The following is a 19,852-nucleotide window of genomic DNA, read 5'->3' as shown; positions in this document are numbered from 1 at the left end:
ACTTATTTTATAAGATTATTATATATTTTTAATTTTTATAATTAAAATAAGTTAAGAAGTAGTGTGGATAATTATATAAGGAGTTATAACCATTTCTTATATTTGAACCAAGATAATCCAAATATAATTATAATTATACTAACTATTATCACAGAAGGATATCCCCATGTGTAACTTAATTCAGGCATATTATGGAAGTTCATTCCATACCATCCTACTATTAACATTAAGGGTGTGAATAATGCTGTGACTATAGTTAACATAGTCATTATATTGTTTTGTTTTAAATCAATATGTGTTTTATAAATATCCATTACTTGTATTGTATAATCCATTAATAGTGTTGATTTATCATGTAATCTTTCTATTTTGTTTATGAATAATCTGAAAAATCTTAAATTTTCTTCTTCAAAGAATCCATTTTCATTTTCTTCAAGAACTTCTCCTAAATCTATTAATTGATCATAATGGTTCCTTAAATAACGTATGTCTGAACGAATTTCATTCACATGATTAAATATTTGGTCTACTTCGTTGTGTTCATCAATTATTGTTATTTTGATTTTATTTAATTTTTGTTCGTATGTTTCCATCAGTTTAAGGTCGTCTTTAATAATTTGGTTTAAAAAATCATATAAGAAACGTTCTAGTCCTGGAAATCGCCATTTTTTATATTTTTTATAGTTCTGTATATATTTTTCCACTATTTTTTCATCATCAATAAATACTATTCCTTTTTCATCTAGTGCAAATGAAAATGTTTCATCGTTTTTTGTTAAATCAATTCTATTAGGTATTGAGAAAGTTCCTGTTATTGAATCATAGTTTACTTCTGCTTCTGTGATGAGAATTTCATTTGTTTGATGTTCAATGTCTATTCCCATGTCAAAGTTTTGTTTCTGTTGTTTCCATTCATCATAGGTGAGTATTGCAACGAATTGCTTTTTTGTGTTTAGTATGTCCTGAAAAGTTACTTCTTCTAGTTTTCTGTTAATTATATAGTACATTTATTTTAGCTCTCAAAAAAGTATTAGTATATAATAATATATGGTTTATTATGGAAGTAGTTTTTTGTTATATTTTTATTAATTTAGACCATTCTGGGTGTTTGTCTATGAATTCTTTGAATATTAATTCTAATCCTATTGCAAAGCCTATGTCTTCAGCATACCATCCTTGATTTTCTATCATGTTTATATATAGTATTCCATATGCTTTCATTTTATAGTTTTCATACATTACAGCTCCCGGATATTTTTTATTGTATTCTGATGGATTTATATTTAGTATGTATGCTAGTTTGGTAGGATATGCATCAGGACTATTTTGTAGTTCTTCTTTTATTGTTTTTGCATATTTTCTATTAAGTTTTAGTTTTCCACTGTATTGTCCTGGAAGATTCATGTACCATTCAATGTTTTTTATCATTTTATCTTTTTCTTTGGATAGTATTTCATTTATTTTTTGATTTATATTGTTCATGGATGAATGTTCCTTTTTATTTTTTTAGATATAAATTTAGTTTTAGAATAAGTGTTATTTTATGGAGGGAGGTGATGTTTGGAGGGGATATTCTTATTCATCGTTTATTATTATGTCTTTGAATTGTGGGAATTCTTCTATGAAGTCATATATTTCTTTGTCTAGGAATTCTTCATATCTTTCTTTTTGATCAGAGTTTGGATCTGCATATTTAAATTGTAGTTCTGTTCTTTTTTTGTATGTGTTTTCTAGTCTTTCTTTTACTTCAGGGTCGAAGTTTTTGAATTTTGTTGGTCTATCATGGTCATGACCTTTATATGCAACTCCTATTGTGTTAAATCTGTAAGGCATGATTGTTCCAGCATTTAATGCTACTTCATACATTTCAAAGTAGTGTTCTGTAATAAATTCATAATTTAATTTTACTGTTGTTTCTTTTATATTATCATCAAATTTTTTAAGATTATTTATATATTCTTCGTCCCAGTCTTTTCCTAGGTTCATTTTAATCACTTTTCATGTTTTAATATTCATATATATTTTTATAACTATAGTTATAAATAGTTATTGTTCAAAAAAAATTAAACACAATTTAACTTAAGAATAAATAAAAATAAATCCATTAAAACATACTATAATTTAAATAATAAGATATATAAATTTAATTTCATTATAAATCTAAAGGAAGTGTTAAAAATAGGTTTTGCCGAAAACAGATTCATGATACAAGGACCCCTATTAACATTCATGTTATTATTTTATAATTTTTTCATACTAAGCTCACTAAATAATATTCTAGAATTATCAATTAACAGTTATACAATATTTATAATAGTACTAATAATAGCAATTTCAAGGATAACTTCAATGACAATAGAAAGAAATAAAACACACACCATAACACAATATTTAATGGAATTTGATGGAATATGGTTATGGGCATCATTCATGTATCTCTTTGAAATAATAATATTATATGTAATAGAACAATTCATAATAATACCATTATCACTAAAAGCAATATTCATACTATTAATACCAGTACTTGGAATAATTGGTTATTATATAGCACATAATATATACATTAAAGAATATGAAATATACTTAAATGAAAAATCACAGACACAAAGTAAACCCATGACTATAATACAAATATCTGACTTACATATAGGATCAATAAGACGTGAAAAAACCCTGAAAAAAGTAGTAAAAGCAATCAACAAAATAGCCTCACAAAAAGAAAATACCCAAGTAATAACAGTAATAGCTGGAGATATAGCGGATGGTTCATGTCCAATAACGCCAGATATGTTTATGACATTTAAAGAAGCAACAATGCCAGTAATATTTACACCAGGAAACCATGATTACTATCAAGGAATAGACAATGTAAAAACAGCACTAGAAAATGCTGGAATAACAATACTTGATAATGAAAATATAATATATGATAAAGAGAATATAAATCTAATTGGACTTAAGTTCTCATTTAATGAATCAGAACAAGATGATACATATCAACTACCAATAAAACAAGATAAAAACAATATAGTAATATATCATGCACCCTTTTATTGGGATGAATTCTCAAAAATGGGTGTTGACTTAGAATTATCTGGTCATACACATGGTGGACAATTTTATCCAGCAATATGGTTTACAAAACGTATGTTTAAATATAATAGAGGATTATTTAATCGTCAAGTTATACAAGAAAATGGAACAAAAACCAATTCATATCTTTCAGTAACAGATGGTGTAGGCTCATTTGCAACACCAATAAGACTAGGAACACACTCAGAAGTAGTAGTATTAGATATAAATAGAGTTCCAAAAAAAGAATAAACACTAGTTAAAAATTATTTTTTCTATTTCATTTTTTTTTCCTAAAAAAATAAGTAATATTATTAGATTTAATCATCTATATAAAATGAAATATTATCTGAATCTTCACAAGCTTTTTCAAATATTTCCATAAGAAGTGGAGTCATACAAGTAGTATTAATAAAATGAATTTCAATTTCTTCATCTAATTTTATTAAAAAATCATATATTTCATCAATATTTCCAGTATACTCTGGAAATTCAAGAACATCTTGTAAATAATATTTTGGATCTTTTCTAATAAATTTTCCATTAATATCAATATATCTCATAATATCACCATAAATTTTTAAAAAATAGTAATTATCATCTAATCACTACTAAATGTTAAAAAATCACTTTCACATGCAGCATCAAAGAAAGTATCATATAAATCTAGAGATATATCTTTACTATTAATTAAATGTATTTCAGTTTCTACTCCAATTTCTGTAAGACAATCATATAATGCATCTAGATTTCTACCATAATAACTAGGTAAATCAAGCATTTCTATTAAGTATTCATGTGATAATAATTTTATTTTTTTACCATCAAGTTCTATAATATTCATAAAATTAAAAGTCCCCATTTATATTTCTGTGAATGTTTCATAATGATTTGATGTATAATATACTTTATAATTTTCTGTAGAATACACTATTCTTTTTGCACCACGATTAGTTCCATTAGCATCAATATCACATTCAATATACTTTTTATCACTATGTGGTAGAACACCTTGTCTATTAGTAAATACATCTCCACCTATACTTTTTCCTGGAGCATAACTTGCTAAAGATCCACCAGTCCATCCTAAACGTTGTGCTTCTTTTTTAGTTATATAATTACTGGGTAACTTATGATATGTTTTAATATATGCTGCTACCTCATCTACACTACAGTATTCTCCAGTTTCAATAACATCTACAGTAGTATTATTTAATGAAGCATTAATATTATAACCATCACTGTCAAGACTATCTGTACCAAATAAACCTACAAGTATTGCAATTATAACAAGAGTTACTGTTGATATAATTTTTTTATTCATATAAGAAACTCCGAATAAGTTATTTTAGTATATTAATATTACATATGATTTTTTTAGAATAAGTATTTTATAAAATAAATAAGTGGTGGTTAGTAAATAGTAATTTATATAACAAGAACTACTGCTGTGATAGTTATTAGTATAATAACCATTATTGAAATAAAATTTTGAAATAATGAATGATTAGTAACATTTTTTCTTATTATATTATGTAAATTACTATTAAATTGTGCCGCATATATTCCTGCAGCTACAAATGATATTATTAAAACCCATACAAGTAATTTTATCAAGAATGATAAATGATGAGCATTCTCTAGATAGTATTCTGTAACTACTGAACTATTCATATTAACATATGGTAGAAAATGGGATCCAATTAATGAAACTAATGACTGTGGATTTGATGAAATCATTATAGTATTTAATCCTATAATATATACTAATACAATAAGCACACCTACAATTGCAGTCCATATATAGAAACTTGTTTTATAGAACATATATTCTGATTTGAAATCTATCTTTGTCTCAGATGGTGCATATGTATGTTCAGTTCCTTCATAGTTTACTCTCAACTTATAGTCCTTTCGACTAATAGAAACTACTATGTCTGTAGTTCCATTTCTTATCTTTCCAGTACCAACAACTTTTTTACCTTTTCTTGTTGTGAGAACTACTTTTCCTTTCGTAACTGGTTCTTTTGTTTTTTTCTCAGTTACTTTCACTGAAACAGTATACATCTTTGTATCAGAATTTGTAATTTCTGCCCTTGTTTTAGTTTTTATTTTTTCATTTTCAGAGTTCATACTACTACCCCAATTCTTTGTTTTATATTTATCCAAACATTAATTATTGAGGATAATAATTTATTATCATATATAATTTTAATCTTTTATTATAATATTATTTTACAATTTTATACTATTAATACTTAATGTTCAATGAATAATGTTTAATTATAATATATATTTTTTTACAATAAATTCTAAGTTAATATTAATTTAAATATTGTTCAAGAAATGACTTATCTATTAGTTCAAGAAAAATTTATAATTAATAAACAATATAAACTATAATTAATAGTCTTAAATTAATAAAATAATAGAAACAATACTTTATTTTAGAAATTATAGGATTATATTAAACAAATAACATATGTAGGAATATAATGAGAAATGAAATGAAACTAATTCTTGCAGTAACAGTTATAGTAATTATAGCCATAGTAGCAGTTAGTGGCTATATGATCTATCAAGACAATATAGAAAAACAGCAAGAACAAATAAATCAACTTAATGCATCACTAAATCAAGCACAAGAACAACTAGATGCACAAAATGACACAGTAGAAGCTACTTCAACCTCCACCAGTAGCTCAAATAACAAAGTATCATCATCCAGCAATAAAGTAACCTACGAGGAAGCAGGAGTAAATAAAAACATAGGATATACAAAAACATGCAAATACCCAGGATGTGGAGCTAGATATAACTCAGCATTAAGTCGCTGCCCAAGTTGTGGACACAGAAACATATATGTATAAACTATTTATACAAAACATATTTTCTTTTTTTTTATGTGCGTCGGCTAAAATTATATTTTTTTAAATTTCATCTTTTAACTTTTTTTCGCAAAGGGAGTGTCCGCCAAAAATAAATTTTTTTATATGAACTTTTCTTTATTTTACAATTGAAGTCCGAATAGGCATTATTAAAAATCAATTTTTGAATTTTGGCGAAGACCCAAAGGATAGTTTACCCTGGAAAAACTATTTTTTTCATTGATTGTTTAATTTTCTAAGCTAAATAGACCTAACTTAAGTAATGTTAAACTATTTAATTTGAAATAGTGTTACTCAAAAATTTTTAAAAAAATTGTTGAATTAGAAAGTAATCATAGAAAAATTTATAGTTCTTCTCGAAAAATTTAAACCATGTGAATTATAATTTAAGATAATGACTAGCCACACAACAAAGTAAAATAGATAGAAATAAATCATCCATATCAAAAAAAATAACTTAGAAACTATCTCAAATAAAAATGGTATAAAAGTTTAGAGATAAACTATAAAATAACTAAAAAATAAATATATATTTAAAAAGAATTAGTTTAATATTATACTTGATTTTTTAATTCAAAAACATATCTTATTCCTTAATTTAGGGAAATATTAAAAATTAAGGGATTAAATTATAGTTAATATTAAAAATATATTAGATATATGTTGGTGAAATAAGTTATGAACTATGGTGGAAAGAAAATTGATTTAGATAATTTATCATTTAAACTAAACTTAAATTCAGAGAACAAATTTTTTCATAAAAAACAGATTCAATTAATGAATTCACCTGAAAATTCTCTTGAAGATAGTTTATTAAATAATTCACAAATAAATTTTAGATTTTCAATTATAATGGCTATTTATAATACTGAGCAATATTTGGATGAATCTATTAATTCTGTTATTAACCAATCTATTGGTTTTGAAAATAATATTCAATTAATACTTGTTGATGATGGTAGTGCTGATAATTCTCTTAAGATTGCTGAAAAATATCAACAACAATATCCTAATAATATAATAGTTTTATCTCAAGAAAATCAAGGACCTGCAGTTGCTCGTAATAATGGATTAAAATATATTCAAGGAAAATACGTGAACTTCTTAGACAGTGATGATTACTTATCCAAAGAAGTATTAAAAGAGGTTGATGAATTTTTCAATAAACATTATGATGAAGTAGATTTAGTTGCAATTCCTATAAAATATTTTGATAGAAGAGGTGGTGATCATAGATTAAATGATAAATTTAAAACAACAAGGGTAATTGATTTAACTAAAGAATTGAATAGTCCACAACTATCAGCATCTTCATCTTTTTTTAAAAATAATCTTTTTAATAAATTTGAATTTTCAACAAAAATTATTTCTTCAGAAGATTCACTAATGATAAATAAAATGCTCCTTGAAAAAAGAAAATATGGTGCTATAAGTAATGTTTATTATTACTATAGAAAACGATATGATAATAGTTCAACTATTGATGTAACATCTAATAAAAAAGAATACTTTACAGATAAATTAAAATTTTATTATATGGAATTAATTAATACTTCAATAGCTAAATATAATAGAGTTCCAGCATTTATTCAATATTTAATGGCTTATGATTTACAATGGTTATTAAAACAACATGATTTATCAATTCTTGAAACTGAAATAGAAATTGAAGAATTTTGGTATTATCTTAATAAAGTATTATATTATATTGAAGATTATGTAATTTTAAAAAATAACTATATTACTAATCCAATATTTGTAAAATCTTTTTTTGTTTTGAAAAATAAAAAAGTACATACTGAAGTAATTAACAATAAGCAGGTTATAAAAAAATCAGGAACATACACTATAGATAACTTAAATAATCATAAATTCTGGATAGATATAGTTGAAATTAGAAATAATTCATTTAACATATCTGGTTTTTTAAATAGCATGTTTGAAGATAATTTTATTTCAATTGAAGCTAGGAAAGAAACGATAGATGGTGATATTTCCTATTTTTCTTCAAAACAAGTAAAATATAATACTCGTAAAAATGTAATTTATTTATCTAAAACATGGCAATATAAACATAATTTTGATATAAGGATTCCTGTACTTAAAAAAGAAATATTTAATGTTAAATTAGTTGTAAACTATCATAAGGATGGAGATAATACTAATTTTAATAAAGATAATATTATACCTATTCGATTACTAATGGACTTTACTCAGCATGCTAAATTATCACAATCAAGTACTTATTTCAGTACAAATTCAAATATTGTTATATTACATGAAAATAGTTTTAATGTTGCACCATATAATTTTAAAAGACTAGTTAAACATGAATTGCATGATATGAAATCAATTTTTTCAGAAAAAAAGGCAGGGTATAAATTAGCATTATTATTAAGATTCATGTATTTAATAATACATCCATTAATTAGAAATCCTATTTATTTATTTATGGATAGACAAGAAGTTGCAGATGATAATGCGGAGCATTTATATAAGTATGCTTTAAAACAAAATGATAATATAAATAAGTTTTATGTTGTTTTAAAGGATACCAATGACTTTAGACGTTTATCTAAAATTGGAAACGTAGTTCCATTCGGATCATTTAAACATAAATTATTATTCTTATTATGTGATAAAGTAATTTCATCATATCCTGAGGAATCAGTTATAAATCCATTTTTCATTTATGATAGAAAAAATAATGTAATTAATGATGAACGAAATTTATATAGTGGATTAACAAATACACCTTTGTATTTTCTACAACATGGTGTAACTAAAGATAATATTTCAACTTATCTGAAAAAATATGATAAAAATGTATCATTAATCTTAACAGTATCTGATAAAGAACATGATTCTTTCTTAGATGAGGGTTATAACTATGATGAAATTATTATTCAAACATTAGGGTTTCCTAGACATGATAATTTAGAAAATAAACGTAAGAAAAAAATATTATTTATTCCAACATGGAGAAGTTATTTAGAAAATGATAAAGATTTATTTTTAGCTTCAGAATATTTTAAACAATTAAATAATATATTAAATAATGAAAGTTTAATAAATTTAGTTGATGAAAAAGGTTATGAAATAATATTTAGGCCACATCCACGTTTAAATTACTATATAAGCAATACAAATTTAAGATATATTGATTTATTTGATATAAATGATAAAATATATTTATCTAAAGATGAATCTTATCAAGAATTATTTAGTGAAGCTTCTTTATTAATAACAGATTATTCATCAGTTTTCTTTGATTTTGCATATCTTAAAAAACCAGTAATTTATTATCACTATGCAAATGATTATCATCATGCAAAAGGTTATTTTGATTATGAAACTATGGGATTTGGTGAAGTTATTTTTGATGAAGAAAAATTACTAGATAAAATTACATATTATTTAGAAAATAACTGTACTATGGAAGAAGAATATATAGAAAAAGTAAATTCTTTTTTCAAATATAATGATAAAAACAATAGTGAACGGGTATATAATTGGATTTGTAAGCATTAATGTAAATTTAGAAAATACAAATTATATTTTTTAGAAGAATAATGGGCTGTCTAAAAATAATTTATTATAAAACTAAATTTTTACATTGATTGTTTAATTTTCTAAGCTAAATAGACCTAAATTAAGTAATGTTAAACTATTTAATTTGAAATAGTATTACTCAAAAATTTTAAAAAATAATTTAATAGATAATTTTTATAATAAACTAAGAAGATTTGATTGTATGATTGTTGATCTTATGGATTGTGATTCTAACACAAATTTGAATAAACCTCCTATTTATAAATTTAGAATAGACTCACCACATTTTGATGTAAACTTTGAGATAAAAAATTTAATTAATGGAAATTTCCCACATATTGGTATAAGTGCAAGAGAAGGGCTATTAATTTTATATAAACATCCTATAGAACAAGTATGGTTAAATGTAGATGCATTAGTTAAACGTTCTAATCCTTCTATAAATTTATCACATATGGTTGATGAAGGTGTAACTTATGAAGTAATGATTTATGGACCAGTATTAAGTGAATTATCTAATTTAACCATATCCTCTTCTTCTGCAAAACATATAACTAAAATTGAAAATAAATTTGAACATAAAATTTTATTTGCTGGAGGAATACATAGTTTTGGTATTGGTTGTACAACAGTAGGTACTACATTTTCATCGATCATTGGAAGAAAAATGAATGTAGAAATAAATAATATTGTATTTAATAAACCTAATTTCCTTCCTAATTTATATGTTGAATTGAAAGAATTGCCAAATAATTATAAAGTGGATATATGTATATTAGAAGTAGATTATATTAATCAAAATGATGAATATGTTGAAGAATATCTTGAAAAAATAATGGAATTATTAACTAATATATCTTCCAAAGTTATTTGTTGGTTTACGATTCCAAACACTAAATCTTACAAAAAAAATAAACTTCATGATTTATTTGAAAATAATTCTTTTTCAAAAGAAGTTTTACTCAAAGATTTTTCTTATTTATATGATGAAGAATTTATTGATCGATGTACGTTTAGTGGAAAGTTTATAAATGATTATGGGAACATATTAATTTTTAAAGAATTCAACCACATATTAGGAGGTATAATATAATGGAATATTTATGTTCAATCACTGATAAATTAAAACAAATTGATGAAACAGATATAAATTACATTGATTTGTTACAACATCCTGAATTTTTTCATGGAAATATTGATTTCACGGGAAATACTGTGAATTTTTGTAAATTTCCTAAAATGACTCAAGATGAAATGGTTGAATATGAGGAGGGTGCAGTACGTGAAATGGCTAATTTGAATAGTGCTCCATGTGGTGTTCGTTTACGTTTTTATACAGATTCTAAAAAAATTATTTTTAAAATAAAATTAAAACGTAAATGGGGTTATCTAAAAATGCTTAATTGGAATGCATTAGGTTTTGATATATATCAAGTAATTGATGATAAATATATCCATAACACAGTATTTTCTCCTATGGATGGTCATGATACATTTGCTGAATTAGTTTATGTTCCGAATAATGGTCAATTATGTATCTTTTTACCTAATTATGATAAAATTGAACAAATGTATGTTGGTCTTGAAAAAGCATCTAGTATTAAACCTCTTCCTTATCCTAAAGAAAATATACTTCCAATAATATTTTATGGTAATTCAGTTACTCAAGGAGCTGCAGCTTCTAGAAGTGGTAATAGTTTTCCAAATATTATTAGTAGAAAGCTGAATAGGGATATTATTAATATTTCTTGTTCGTCCTGTTGTAAGGGTAATGACAGTATAGCTGAGTTAATTGGTAAAATTAATTGTCATAGTATTGTTTTGGATTATACAAGAAATGCGTCATATACTCATATATTTAGACAAACACATGAAAAATTTTATAAAAAAATAAGAGAGTTACATCCTGAAACTAAAATTATTTTAATGACCTCAGAATCCTATAATTTATGGAAAGATTATGATGATTTTGATAAAATAGTAATTGAAACCTATGAAAATGCTATTAAACGAGGAGAAAACACAGTTCTATTAAATCAACGTTCTTTATTTGACATCAATGAATATGACTATGTTACAATTGATGCTTCCCATTATACTGATTATGGCATGTTTAAAATAGCAGATAAAATTTGTGAATTATTAGAAGATTAAATATTTGGGGAAGGTTATTATGAAAATTATACAAGAAGATGAAAATTATAATAAAATAATTATAAATGGTAGCGAAAAAGAACTAGATTTAGTGGATAGTAAAATAAATTTTCATGGACACAATAATGTTTTGATTTGTGAGGATAATGTTAAATTAGTTAATTCTCTAATTGATTTTAGACAGAATAATTCCATTATTTATTTATCATCAAGTATTAATAATTATAATATAATGGTTAGTGTTAATAATAATTCTGTATTATTCATTGGTAAAAATAATTATATGAATGGACGTTTAAATCTGATTTTATCTGAATCAAAGCACATATTTATAGGTAATGATTGTCTTTTTTCTTTTGGTTTATGGTTTAGATTAGCTGATCCTCATTTAATTTATGATATAAATTCAATGACACGGATTAATCCTTCAAAAAGTATTTTTATAGGTGATCATGTATGGATTGGTCAAGATTCAATGATTTTAAAGGGAACTCAAATTGGTTCTGGAAGTATAATTGGTGCAAAAAGCTTAGTGTCTAATAAAATAATTCCATCAAATACAATTTATGCAGGAAATCCTGTTAAAGAAGTACGAAAGAATGTATTCTTTGATAGTCATAGTGTGCATGCTTATGTTGAAAAAGATACATTGAAAAGTATGAATTATGATAGTAATAGATGGATTTATGAAGATGATGGAAATATCATTAAGTTTGATGATATTGATGAACTTTTTAATTCTAATAATTTTGATGAAATAATAGAATTTTTAGTTAATTTAAATAATGAAAAATTACATAATCGATTTTTTATTGATTAATTTTTTTTAGTGTCATATGTTTATATTTATACTTCTTTTTTTATTTTTGTATAAACTTTTTTTATTTTTGTATAAAATATTCTTTTTGTATTATTTGATGTATATGTTCTTTGTTATTTTTGGTGTTTTTCTTGTTTTTTGTTGGTTTTGATTATTTGGTGTAGGGTACTGTTTTTTTTTGGATAGGTTTTTTTTAAGAGTTTTGGTGGAATTTAATTTTTCGTGTTTTATGTTAATTCGTTGTTTTTTATTTTTTTGGGTGTTAATTTTTCTTGTTCGTTATATCACGGTATAGCGAAGTAATTTTCATCATTTTTTCATGCCAAAAAGTACCCTAAAAATAGTATTTTTGATACACTTTATATATACTAAATAGTATAAAATCACTGTTTTTATAAGAAATCGGTAAAAATACCAATATACACTTGAAATAGTGCGATTACAAGTGAATATATTTCTCAATATAACATGACTCATATAAATATAATTTAGATAACAACTCATTAATAAAATTATTTTTTGAAAGAAGAGTCTCATCTAAAAAATAAAATTTATTCATGTAAAATTCTCTTTAGTTTATAATTGATCTAATATAGGTACATTATTAAAAGTTAATTTTTGAGTTTAGTTGAACACTATAGTATGAAAACTCCATTAAAATTCTCATAAAAAACTATGTTTATTCAAAAACACATTAAACTATAATTTATAGAACAATACATATATCCCAATTATGTTCATTTTCATATTTTTTAAAGAAATTTATATATTAAAGATAATAATATACTATTGATGATATAATATAATTATCTAACTAAACAATTTTTCTGGAGAAAATTATAATGACTAATAAAAAACGATGTTTCTGGTGTAATCTTGATAATGAAATATATGTAAAATATCATGATGAAGAATGGTGTCAACCAAATCATGATGAAAGGTATCTCTTTGAAATGCTAGTACTTGAATTATTCCAGGCAGGACTTTCATGGGAAACAATTCTTAACAGACGAGAAAATTTCAGAAAAGCATTTGACAACTTTGATGTAAACAAGGTAAGTAACTATGATGAAGAAAAAGTAGAACAACTAAGAAATAATCCTGGAATAATAAGACATAAACTTAAAATAACATCAGCAATAAACAATGCAAAAATATTCATGGAAATACAAAAAGAATATGGAACATTCTATGAATACATAAAAACATTCACTAATAATAATATAATCTATGAAAATGATAAAACAACATCAACATTATCAGAAAATCTATCTAATGACTTGAAAAAAAGAGGTATGAAATTTGTAGGACCAACAATCATGTACTCATACCTACAAGCAATAGGTTGTATTAATTCACATGATGATGATTGTTTCTTATATAAGAATGTTTAAATAAAAAAAGATGATGAATATAATTATAATTCATCTATATAAGTTATATAATCATCTTTTCTTGGTGCAGCTTGTACTTCTGAGTCATCTGCAGGATATCCTAGTATTGCATGTCCTACACCTATATAGTTATCAGGTATATTCCATGTTTTAAGTAATTCTTTACCTTCAGGACTATCAAATTCTTCTCTAGCTCTATGTATCCAACGACCTCCAATACCTAAAGCATGTGCTGCATTAAGAATATTTCCTAAAACTAGGGAAGCATCTTCAAGTCCTGTTGGATGATTTTTATCAGCTAGTACTATAACTAATGTAGGAGCTCCATAGAATGGTTTAACATCAGTCATTTTTTCAAGAAGTTGTGGTGGGAAGAAAGATTTATTCATTTCTTCTAGTTTATCAATTAATTCTTTGTCTTGTGTTACAAGAATTTTAGGAGATTGACTTCCCATACCATTAGGTGCATAAGTTCCTGCTTCTAGTATTTTTTCTAAGTCATCTTTACTTACTTGTTTATCACTATAATTTCTGATACTACGTCTTGTTTTGAAAAGATCTATATTTTCCATATTTATTCTTTTCCTTCGTTTATTAATTTAATTATTACAATAGGTATCGGTCAATATTATTTTTATCTAATAAAATTAACTGATAGTTATTATATAATATAATCTTTTATATATATGTTAATATTTTGAATAAATGAGAATAGAATATGATTTTTTAGAATTTAATTAGTAATAATTTAAAATAAGATATTATTTAGAAAATAAGTTAATGGAATAATTATTATAAAAAGAAAAATAATAGTAGTAATTACTATTATTTAGAAAATATTCTTTATTCTGAATTTGTTGGAATAACAAGTACAGGTATTGTTGAATATTTTATTGTTTTTGATGTTACACTACCTAAGAGGAATCTGTCAAGGATATGTTTTCCACTACTTGCTATAACTATAACATCCATATTTTCTTTTTCAGCTGCTTTAATTATTGCAGTTGCAGGATCTCCTTCTGCGGTAATGGATGATACTTTTATGTTTTCATCAGTTTCTTTTATAAGTTCTTCAACATGTTTTGTAACTACATCACCATGTTCTTCAAATACAAATTCTGTATCGTCATCTAATGCATCTTCTGGAAGACTAGTTAAATGTTTACTGTCTATTACATTAATAACTACTATTTCTGCGTGTTCATGGGTTGCCATGTTACATGCATGTTTTATTGCTTTTTCTGAATTTTTAGAACCGTCGGTTGGTAATAATATTCTTTTATACATAATAATCCATCGTTTTTTTTTAATAATTATTATTTTATTTGTTTTAAGTTATTAAAAAATTTTTTCATAAAAAAAGTGAAAAAATGAAGATAAGGAGTTTATTGTTGTATTTCTGATAATTGTTTTCCAGCTACACCTACATTATCTGCAGGTACATCATGGATGATTACACTTATTGCTTGTATGGGTACATCATACTCTTCAGATACTACTTTTGATACTTTTTCTATTATTTCTTTTTTGGTTTCTTTTGTAGCATTTGCTACTCCTTCTATTGTTATTATTGGCATTTTATTTATTCTCCTTTTGATTTTACAGTATTATATTTATAATTTATTGGTTATAATGTTGTTACTTCACAACCTTCTTTTTCTACAATTATTGTATGTTCAGTTTGAGCTACCATTCCATCATTTTTATCTTTAAGTACTGCAAATGGATATACACATCCTGATGATATAAGTGGACGTAGTGCTCTGTTTAGTTTACGTTCATCAAATTTATCATTTAGCAAGTGTCTTCCTGCAAAGTTAAATTGTGAGTAGTTGTTTCTGATATTTTTTAGTAGTTGATTGGATAATGGTTGACGTTGTGGTTTGCTTTTTATGTATGAGTAGATTGCATATTGTGGAAGATCACTTACTATTCCTGCTCCATTTGTTGCAAATGGTTCTATTGCTACATGATCTCCTTCTTTAAGTTGTGTTGTATTTCCATCAGGATAGTTTGGTATACTTAATCCTGCATGTAGGTTGTATTGTTCTAGACTGTGTCCTGCTAGGTTTGTTATTGGATTATATCCCATGTCCTGCATTGTTGTTTCTACTTCTTTTCCTATATCATTTAGGGTTACACCATCTTTGACTATACTTATAACATTTTCTAATGCTGTTGCTGATGCATCTAATATGTTATATCTTTCTTCTAGTTCGTCATCTGTTACTACTGGGTTTCCATCATCTAGTCTTCCAGGCATGTTTAATGGTTTTCCATCTTCATCATAGGGGTCTGCATTGTCTCCTTCAATTATTACTGTTACTGCTGTGTCTGATATGTATCCATCTACTTCTGCTCCAAGGTCTATTTTTACTATATCTCCATTGCATAGGAGTGTGTCATCGTTAGGTACTGCTGTATAGTGTGCTGCGATTTGGTTTATGGATATGTTACATGGAAATGATAGTCCTGCTCCTGTACTTTTTATTTCTGATTCAATCCAGTCAACAAGATCTACAACTTTCATTCCAGCAGTTGCTTTTTTTGCTGCTTCATTTCTTACTTTTGAAGCTATTTTTCCTGCTTCTCGATATTTGTCTAACATTTTAATCGTGTCTCTGTTTTATTTTACTGTTTTTATGTTATATATTATATTTATGTTATTATGATGTTTTTAATTATTTTGGATTTTTTGTTAATATGTGGTAGTTTCATAAAAAGTAATACTTTTTTATAAAAAAGTATTTATCTTAGTATTTATATAGTATTATTGTAGAAAAGTAATAAAAAATATTAAATTAGTATGATAAATATTATTTTTTCTACTCACAAGTTAAATGAAAAGAAATAATATTGAATATTTCTTATCCTCAAAAAATAATCTATTTAAAAAATTAAATAAAACTCCAAAAATAAATTAAATATAATCATATTGTGTTCAAAAAAAAATATAAAATAAACTATTAGTAATAAAATATAATTTCCGGACTAAATCTTATAATAATTATTTTTTATTTAAGATTTAGAATATTTCTCTTTTTTTTAATAATTCTTTTAGGTTTATGTATCATAGTTATATACTAAAAACAATATAATAATATTATACAATACTTATATTACATAAGAATAATATTATATAACAATAATATTAATATACTAAATAGGTTTGGTTTAATGAATAATGAAGAAAAAATCAACAGAAATGTCATATTAATAGGAGTAATTGCTTCTTTCATTGTCTCATTCATAACAAATGGAATTTCCGTTGCTCTACCTACCATAGCAACAAACTTTCATATAAGTAATATTACACAAAATTGGATAATTACCATATACTTATTAACTATAAGTATGGCAAGTATACCTCTTGGAAAAATTTGTGGAAAAATTGGATTAAAAAAATCAATGACATATGGAATAATATTCTTTATAGTAGGTTCAATACTTGCAGGTTTATCATTAAATGTTTATTTCATGATGATATCCATGATTATTATGGGAATAGGTTCATCAATTCAATTTATAAATATACTTGCACTAACAACTAAACAAATACCATCAAATGAACGAGGAAAAGCACTAGGTTATGGAGTTACAGGAGGATATTTAGGTTTAACATTAGCTCCTACAATAGCAGGAATACTTATTCAAAATATAAGTTGGAGAAGTGTATTTTTTATAACAATACCCTTTTTACTCATAGTTTACCATCTTTTAATATCAATAGATAAAGAATATTACATGCAAAAAGAACGTCCAATAGATATTAAGGGATCATTCTTATATTTAATAGGCATAGTACTATTATTATATGGATTTACAATCCTAAATGAATTAAGAGGATTTTTCTTTGTAGTAGGAGGTATTATATTCCTATTAATATTTGCAAAATTCGAATTAAAAATAAGTAATCCTATTTATGATATGAGATTATTTAATAATCACACATACACAGCTTCAAGTATAGCTTCATGGATAAGTTATTTTGCAACATTTGTAGTAACATATGTTCTTAATTATCATTTTCAATACTTACAAGGACTAACTCCACAAACAACCGGTATAATATTAATTGTAAGACCCTTATTCGTTGCAATAGTAAGTCCCTATGCTGGACGATTATCAGATAAATATGACCCACATATATTAACAGCTATTGGAATGTTTATTGTATCAACAGCATTAATAATACTTTGTTTCCTAAATCAGTCAACACCACTATATATGATAATTATATCAATAGCATTACAAGGAATAGGATTTGGATTATTCACAACACCTAACAATAGTATGGTTTTAGGATCCATTGATTCAGAGGAAATAGGAACAGCTTCAGCATCAATAACAACTCTACGAACAATAGGTCAAGCATTCAGTGTAGCATTACTAAGTTTAATATTTGCAATTATCATGGGAAATGTAGCAATCACACCATCAAATTATCCATTACTTGTTGAAAGTAATCAAATAACTATGATAATATCTACAATATTATGTGTAATAGCAATCTTATTATCATTAATTGGGATGAAATTTAAAGATAATCTAAATTAAAACAAAAACACTCTTTTTTTATTTTTATAAACTTTTTTAAAGACTTCTTACAAATTTATCTTGTTTATTAATAGTCAAGTTTATATTTTTTTAATAGCTAATATATTATCAAGAAAAGTTTATTTTTTTTAAACCACATAGTAACATATCATGTTATCTATTTTTTAAAAGTAATAAATTCAAGTAATTTAACTCCTTTTCTACAAAAAAGGAAAAAATTGTGATAAGATGAACAGTGAAAATCAAACTAATAATAACTTTAATTCTAAAAATTATCCTAACGAGGAAATCTTACAAAAATCAGATAAAACTATGAAATTTTGTATGGTACTAGAATTCTTCATGCCTTACTTCTATGGGGGGGGAGAAATCCGTTACCACGAGTTAACAAAACGTCTAGTTAAACAAGGTCATAAAGTAGATATATTAACAATGAATGTGGAAGGTGCCCCACATCATGAAATTCAAGATGGTATCAACATATATCATATTGGACCAACAATTAAAACTCCGCCCTATAGATCAAAAGGAAAAATACTCAAGTACATGTATGCAGTTTTCAAATGGTTAAATAGTCATGACTATGATATTATTGATGCACAAGCATACTCACCACTATTTCCAGCAGCATTATACTCAAAGAAATCACACAAACCACTTATAGGTACAATATATGATGTTAGTAATGGAAATCAAGACCAGTACAGTCAACAAGCCACAATAGCATATCTTGGTGAAAAATTCTTTGTTAAACTACCATTTACTAAAATATTAACTATCAGTGAAGATACTAAAACATCACTTATAAATAATTTTAATAGAAATGCTGAAAATATAGAAGTTAATTATATTGGTGTTAACCTTGAAGGTATTGATAGTGTAAAATGTGATAAAAAAGATAATAATCGTGTATTATTTGTAGGAAGACTTGTTCCACATAAGCATGCAGATCATTTATTAAGTATAATTAATAATATTAAAGAAAAATATCCTGATATTCACTTAGTAATAATAGGTAAAGGAACGGAAAAAGAAAGTTTACTCAAATATGTTGAGGATAATAATTTAGAAGATTATGTTGAATTCATGCAAGAATTAAGTAATGAAGAATTAACTTATCAAATGAAACTAGCTAATGTATTAGTACTGCCATCTACTAGAGAAGGATTTGGAATGGTATTATCTGAGGCAAATGCTTGTCATACACCTACAATTGCCTATGCTTCAGGAGGAGTTGTAGAAGTAGTTGATGATACAAGAACAGGGTATCTAGTAAAACCTGGAGACATAACTACACTTCAAGAAAAAATTGAATATATACTGGATAATAAAGATGTGGAAGAAAAACTAGGACTTCAGGGAAGAAAATATGTTGAAGAAAAATTTAACTGGGATAATTTAGTTTCACAATA

General features: G+C 25.0%; 20 protein-coding genes. 9 read left to right on the top strand and 11 right to left on the bottom strand.

Translation table 11 applies throughout. From position 1 onward, the window contains the following. Positions 1–83 precede the first annotated feature (83 nt). From NL43_RS05985 to NL43_RS05975, 3 genes are all read right to left on the bottom strand, one after another. The gene (locus NL43_RS05985; protein ID WP_069593146.1) at positions 84–1,007 is read right to left on the bottom strand and encodes a CorA family divalent cation transporter; all 924 of its coding nucleotides are present in this window, start codon (positions 1,005–1,007) and stop codon (positions 84–86) included. Positions 1,008–1,074: 67 nt separating this feature from the next. After that, positions 1,075–1,482, bottom strand: coding sequence for a hypothetical protein (locus NL43_RS05980; protein ID WP_069593145.1), 408 nt, complete (start codon positions 1,480–1,482; stop codon positions 1,075–1,077). Between the two features lie 93 nt (positions 1,483–1,575). Beyond that, positions 1,576–1,986, bottom strand: a complete 411-nt coding sequence (locus tag NL43_RS05975) for a hypothetical protein (protein WP_069593144.1) — start codon at positions 1,984–1,986, stop codon at positions 1,576–1,578. A 216-nt stretch (positions 1,987–2,202) separates the two neighbouring features. Between NL43_RS05975 and NL43_RS05970 the strand changes: the two genes are divergently transcribed. Next, on the top strand, positions 2,203–3,327 hold the full coding sequence (locus NL43_RS05970; RefSeq protein WP_069593143.1) for a metallophosphoesterase: 1,125 nt from the start codon (positions 2,203–2,205) through the stop codon (positions 3,325–3,327). Between the two features lie 68 nt (positions 3,328–3,395). On the opposite strand, the gene NL43_RS05965 is transcribed toward NL43_RS05970, so the two are convergent. From NL43_RS05965 to NL43_RS05950, 4 genes are all read right to left on the bottom strand, one after another. Next, positions 3,396–3,638 carry a hypothetical protein gene (locus NL43_RS05965; protein ID WP_069593142.1) on the bottom strand — a complete coding sequence of 81 codons (243 nt, stop codon included), beginning with the start codon at positions 3,636–3,638 and terminating at the stop codon, positions 3,396–3,398. Between the two features lie 38 nt (positions 3,639–3,676). Further along, the gene (locus tag NL43_RS05960) at positions 3,677–3,919 is read right to left on the bottom strand and encodes a barstar family protein (protein WP_069593141.1); all 243 of its coding nucleotides are present in this window, start codon (positions 3,917–3,919) and stop codon (positions 3,677–3,679) included. Between the two features lie 18 nt (positions 3,920–3,937). Then, the gene (locus NL43_RS05955; protein ID WP_069593140.1) at positions 3,938–4,399 is read right to left on the bottom strand and encodes a ribonuclease domain-containing protein; all 462 of its coding nucleotides are present in this window, start codon (positions 4,397–4,399) and stop codon (positions 3,938–3,940) included. A gap of 104 nt (positions 4,400–4,503) precedes the next feature. Continuing rightward, on the bottom strand, positions 4,504–5,208 hold the full coding sequence (locus NL43_RS05950) for a hypothetical protein (RefSeq protein WP_069593139.1): 705 nt from the start codon (positions 5,206–5,208) through the stop codon (positions 4,504–4,506). Between the two features lie 362 nt (positions 5,209–5,570). Here NL43_RS05950 and NL43_RS05945 point away from each other — a divergent pair, with 362 nt between their 5' ends. The 6 genes from NL43_RS05945 (at position 5,571) to NL43_RS05920 (ending at position 13,883) form a co-directional block, all read left to right on the top strand. Further along, positions 5,571–5,945: a hypothetical protein gene (locus tag NL43_RS05945; protein WP_069593138.1), complete on the top strand. Its 375-nt coding sequence runs from the start codon at positions 5,571–5,573 to the stop codon at positions 5,943–5,945. A gap of 696 nt (positions 5,946–6,641) precedes the next feature. Then, positions 6,642–9,494, top strand: a complete 2,853-nt coding sequence (locus tag NL43_RS05940) for a CDP-glycerol glycerophosphotransferase family protein (protein WP_084790435.1) — start codon at positions 6,642–6,644, stop codon at positions 9,492–9,494. A gap of 223 nt (positions 9,495–9,717) precedes the next feature. Continuing rightward, positions 9,718–10,608, top strand: coding sequence for a hypothetical protein (locus NL43_RS05935; protein WP_069593137.1), 891 nt, complete (start codon positions 9,718–9,720; stop codon positions 10,606–10,608). After that, positions 10,608–11,669: an SGNH/GDSL hydrolase family protein gene (locus tag NL43_RS05930; RefSeq protein ID WP_069593136.1), complete on the top strand. Its 1,062-nt coding sequence runs from the start codon at positions 10,608–10,610 to the stop codon at positions 11,667–11,669. The genes NL43_RS05935 and NL43_RS05930 overlap by 1 nt, the downstream gene beginning before the upstream one ends. A gap of 19 nt (positions 11,670–11,688) precedes the next feature. Continuing rightward, positions 11,689–12,489: an acyltransferase gene (locus NL43_RS05925; protein ID WP_069593135.1), complete on the top strand. Its 801-nt coding sequence runs from the start codon at positions 11,689–11,691 to the stop codon at positions 12,487–12,489. A gap of 842 nt (positions 12,490–13,331) precedes the next feature. Next, positions 13,332–13,883: a DNA-3-methyladenine glycosylase I gene (locus NL43_RS05920; RefSeq protein ID WP_069593134.1), complete on the top strand. Its 552-nt coding sequence runs from the start codon at positions 13,332–13,334 to the stop codon at positions 13,881–13,883. 23 nt (positions 13,884–13,906) lie between these two features. Here NL43_RS05920 and NL43_RS05915 read toward each other — a convergent pair whose 3' ends face one another. The 4 genes from NL43_RS05915 to NL43_RS05900 form a co-directional block, all read right to left on the bottom strand. After that, positions 13,907–14,455: a nitroreductase gene (locus NL43_RS05915; protein WP_069593133.1), complete on the bottom strand. Its 549-nt coding sequence runs from the start codon at positions 14,453–14,455 to the stop codon at positions 13,907–13,909. Between the two features lie 271 nt (positions 14,456–14,726). Continuing rightward, a complete protein-coding gene (locus NL43_RS05910) occupies positions 14,727–15,170 on the bottom strand; it encodes a universal stress protein (protein WP_069593132.1) in 444 nt (147 codons plus the stop codon). Between the two features lie 98 nt (positions 15,171–15,268). Further along, the gene (gene dmpI, locus NL43_RS05905; protein ID WP_069593131.1) at positions 15,269–15,460 is read right to left on the bottom strand and encodes a 4-oxalocrotonate tautomerase DmpI; all 192 of its coding nucleotides are present in this window, start codon (positions 15,458–15,460) and stop codon (positions 15,269–15,271) included. Positions 15,461–15,510: 50 nt separating this feature from the next. Further along, entirely contained in the window at positions 15,511–16,491 is a 981-nt protein-coding gene (locus tag NL43_RS05900) for a M24 family metallopeptidase (protein WP_069593130.1), read from the bottom strand. A gap of 569 nt (positions 16,492–17,060) precedes the next feature. On the opposite strand from NL43_RS05900, the gene NL43_RS05895 reads away from it, so the two are divergent. Together NL43_RS05895 and NL43_RS05890 are read left to right on the top strand one after the other, a co-directional pair. Further along, complete coding sequence (locus tag NL43_RS05895; protein ID WP_069593129.1) at positions 17,061–18,440, top strand: MFS transporter; 1,380 nt, start codon at positions 17,061–17,063, stop codon at positions 18,438–18,440. 228 nt (positions 18,441–18,668) lie between these two features. Then, positions 18,669–19,852: glycosyltransferase family 4 protein (locus tag NL43_RS05890; protein WP_069593128.1), on the top strand; the 1,184-nt coding region annotated here is incomplete at its 3' end.

It is taken from the genome of Methanosphaera sp. WGK6, assembly GCF_001729965.1.
Taxonomy (GTDB): Archaea; Methanobacteriota; Methanobacteria; order Methanobacteriales; family Methanobacteriaceae; genus Methanosphaera.
This window is presented reverse-complemented; position numbering and strand designations above follow the sequence as displayed.

Coding starts and splice junctions, on each gene's coding strand:
- NL43_RS05985 (WP_069593146.1), bottom strand. CDS start 1,007: ATGTACTATATAATTAACAGAAAACTAGAAGAAGTAACTTTTCAGGAC.
- NL43_RS05980 (WP_069593145.1), bottom strand. CDS start 1,482: ATGAACAATATAAATCAAAAAATAAATGAAATACTATCCAAAGAAAAA.
- NL43_RS05975 (WP_069593144.1), bottom strand. CDS start 1,986: ATGAACCTAGGAAAAGACTGGGACGAAGAATATATAAATAATCTTAAA.
- NL43_RS05970 (WP_069593143.1), top strand. CDS start 2,203: ATGATACAAGGACCCCTATTAACATTCATGTTATTATTTTATAATTTT.
- NL43_RS05965 (WP_069593142.1), bottom strand. CDS start 3,638: ATGAGATATATTGATATTAATGGAAAATTTATTAGAAAAGATCCAAAA.
- NL43_RS05960 (WP_069593141.1), bottom strand. CDS start 3,919: ATGAATATTATAGAACTTGATGGTAAAAAAATAAAATTATTATCACAT.
- NL43_RS05955 (WP_069593140.1), bottom strand. CDS start 4,399: ATGAATAAAAAAATTATATCAACAGTAACTCTTGTTATAATTGCAATA.
- NL43_RS05950 (WP_069593139.1), bottom strand. CDS start 5,208: ATGAACTCTGAAAATGAAAAAATAAAAACTAAAACAAGGGCAGAAATT.
- NL43_RS05945 (WP_069593138.1), top strand. CDS start 5,571: ATGAGAAATGAAATGAAACTAATTCTTGCAGTAACAGTTATAGTAATT.
- NL43_RS05940 (WP_084790435.1), top strand. CDS start 6,642: ATGAACTATGGTGGAAAGAAAATTGATTTAGATAATTTATCATTTAAA.
- NL43_RS05935 (WP_069593137.1), top strand. CDS start 9,718: ATGATTGTTGATCTTATGGATTGTGATTCTAACACAAATTTGAATAAA.
- NL43_RS05930 (WP_069593136.1), top strand. CDS start 10,608: ATGGAATATTTATGTTCAATCACTGATAAATTAAAACAAATTGATGAA.
- NL43_RS05925 (WP_069593135.1), top strand. CDS start 11,689: ATGAAAATTATACAAGAAGATGAAAATTATAATAAAATAATTATAAAT.
- NL43_RS05920 (WP_069593134.1), top strand. CDS start 13,332: ATGACTAATAAAAAACGATGTTTCTGGTGTAATCTTGATAATGAAATA.
- NL43_RS05915 (WP_069593133.1), bottom strand. CDS start 14,455: ATGGAAAATATAGATCTTTTCAAAACAAGACGTAGTATCAGAAATTAT.
- NL43_RS05910 (WP_069593132.1), bottom strand. CDS start 15,170: ATGTATAAAAGAATATTATTACCAACCGACGGTTCTAAAAATTCAGAA.
- dmpI (WP_069593131.1), bottom strand. CDS start 15,460: ATGCCAATAATAACAATAGAAGGAGTAGCAAATGCTACAAAAGAAACC.
- NL43_RS05900 (WP_069593130.1), bottom strand. CDS start 16,491: ATGTTAGACAAATATCGAGAAGCAGGAAAAATAGCTTCAAAAGTAAGA.
- NL43_RS05895 (WP_069593129.1), top strand. CDS start 17,061: ATGAATAATGAAGAAAAAATCAACAGAAATGTCATATTAATAGGAGTA.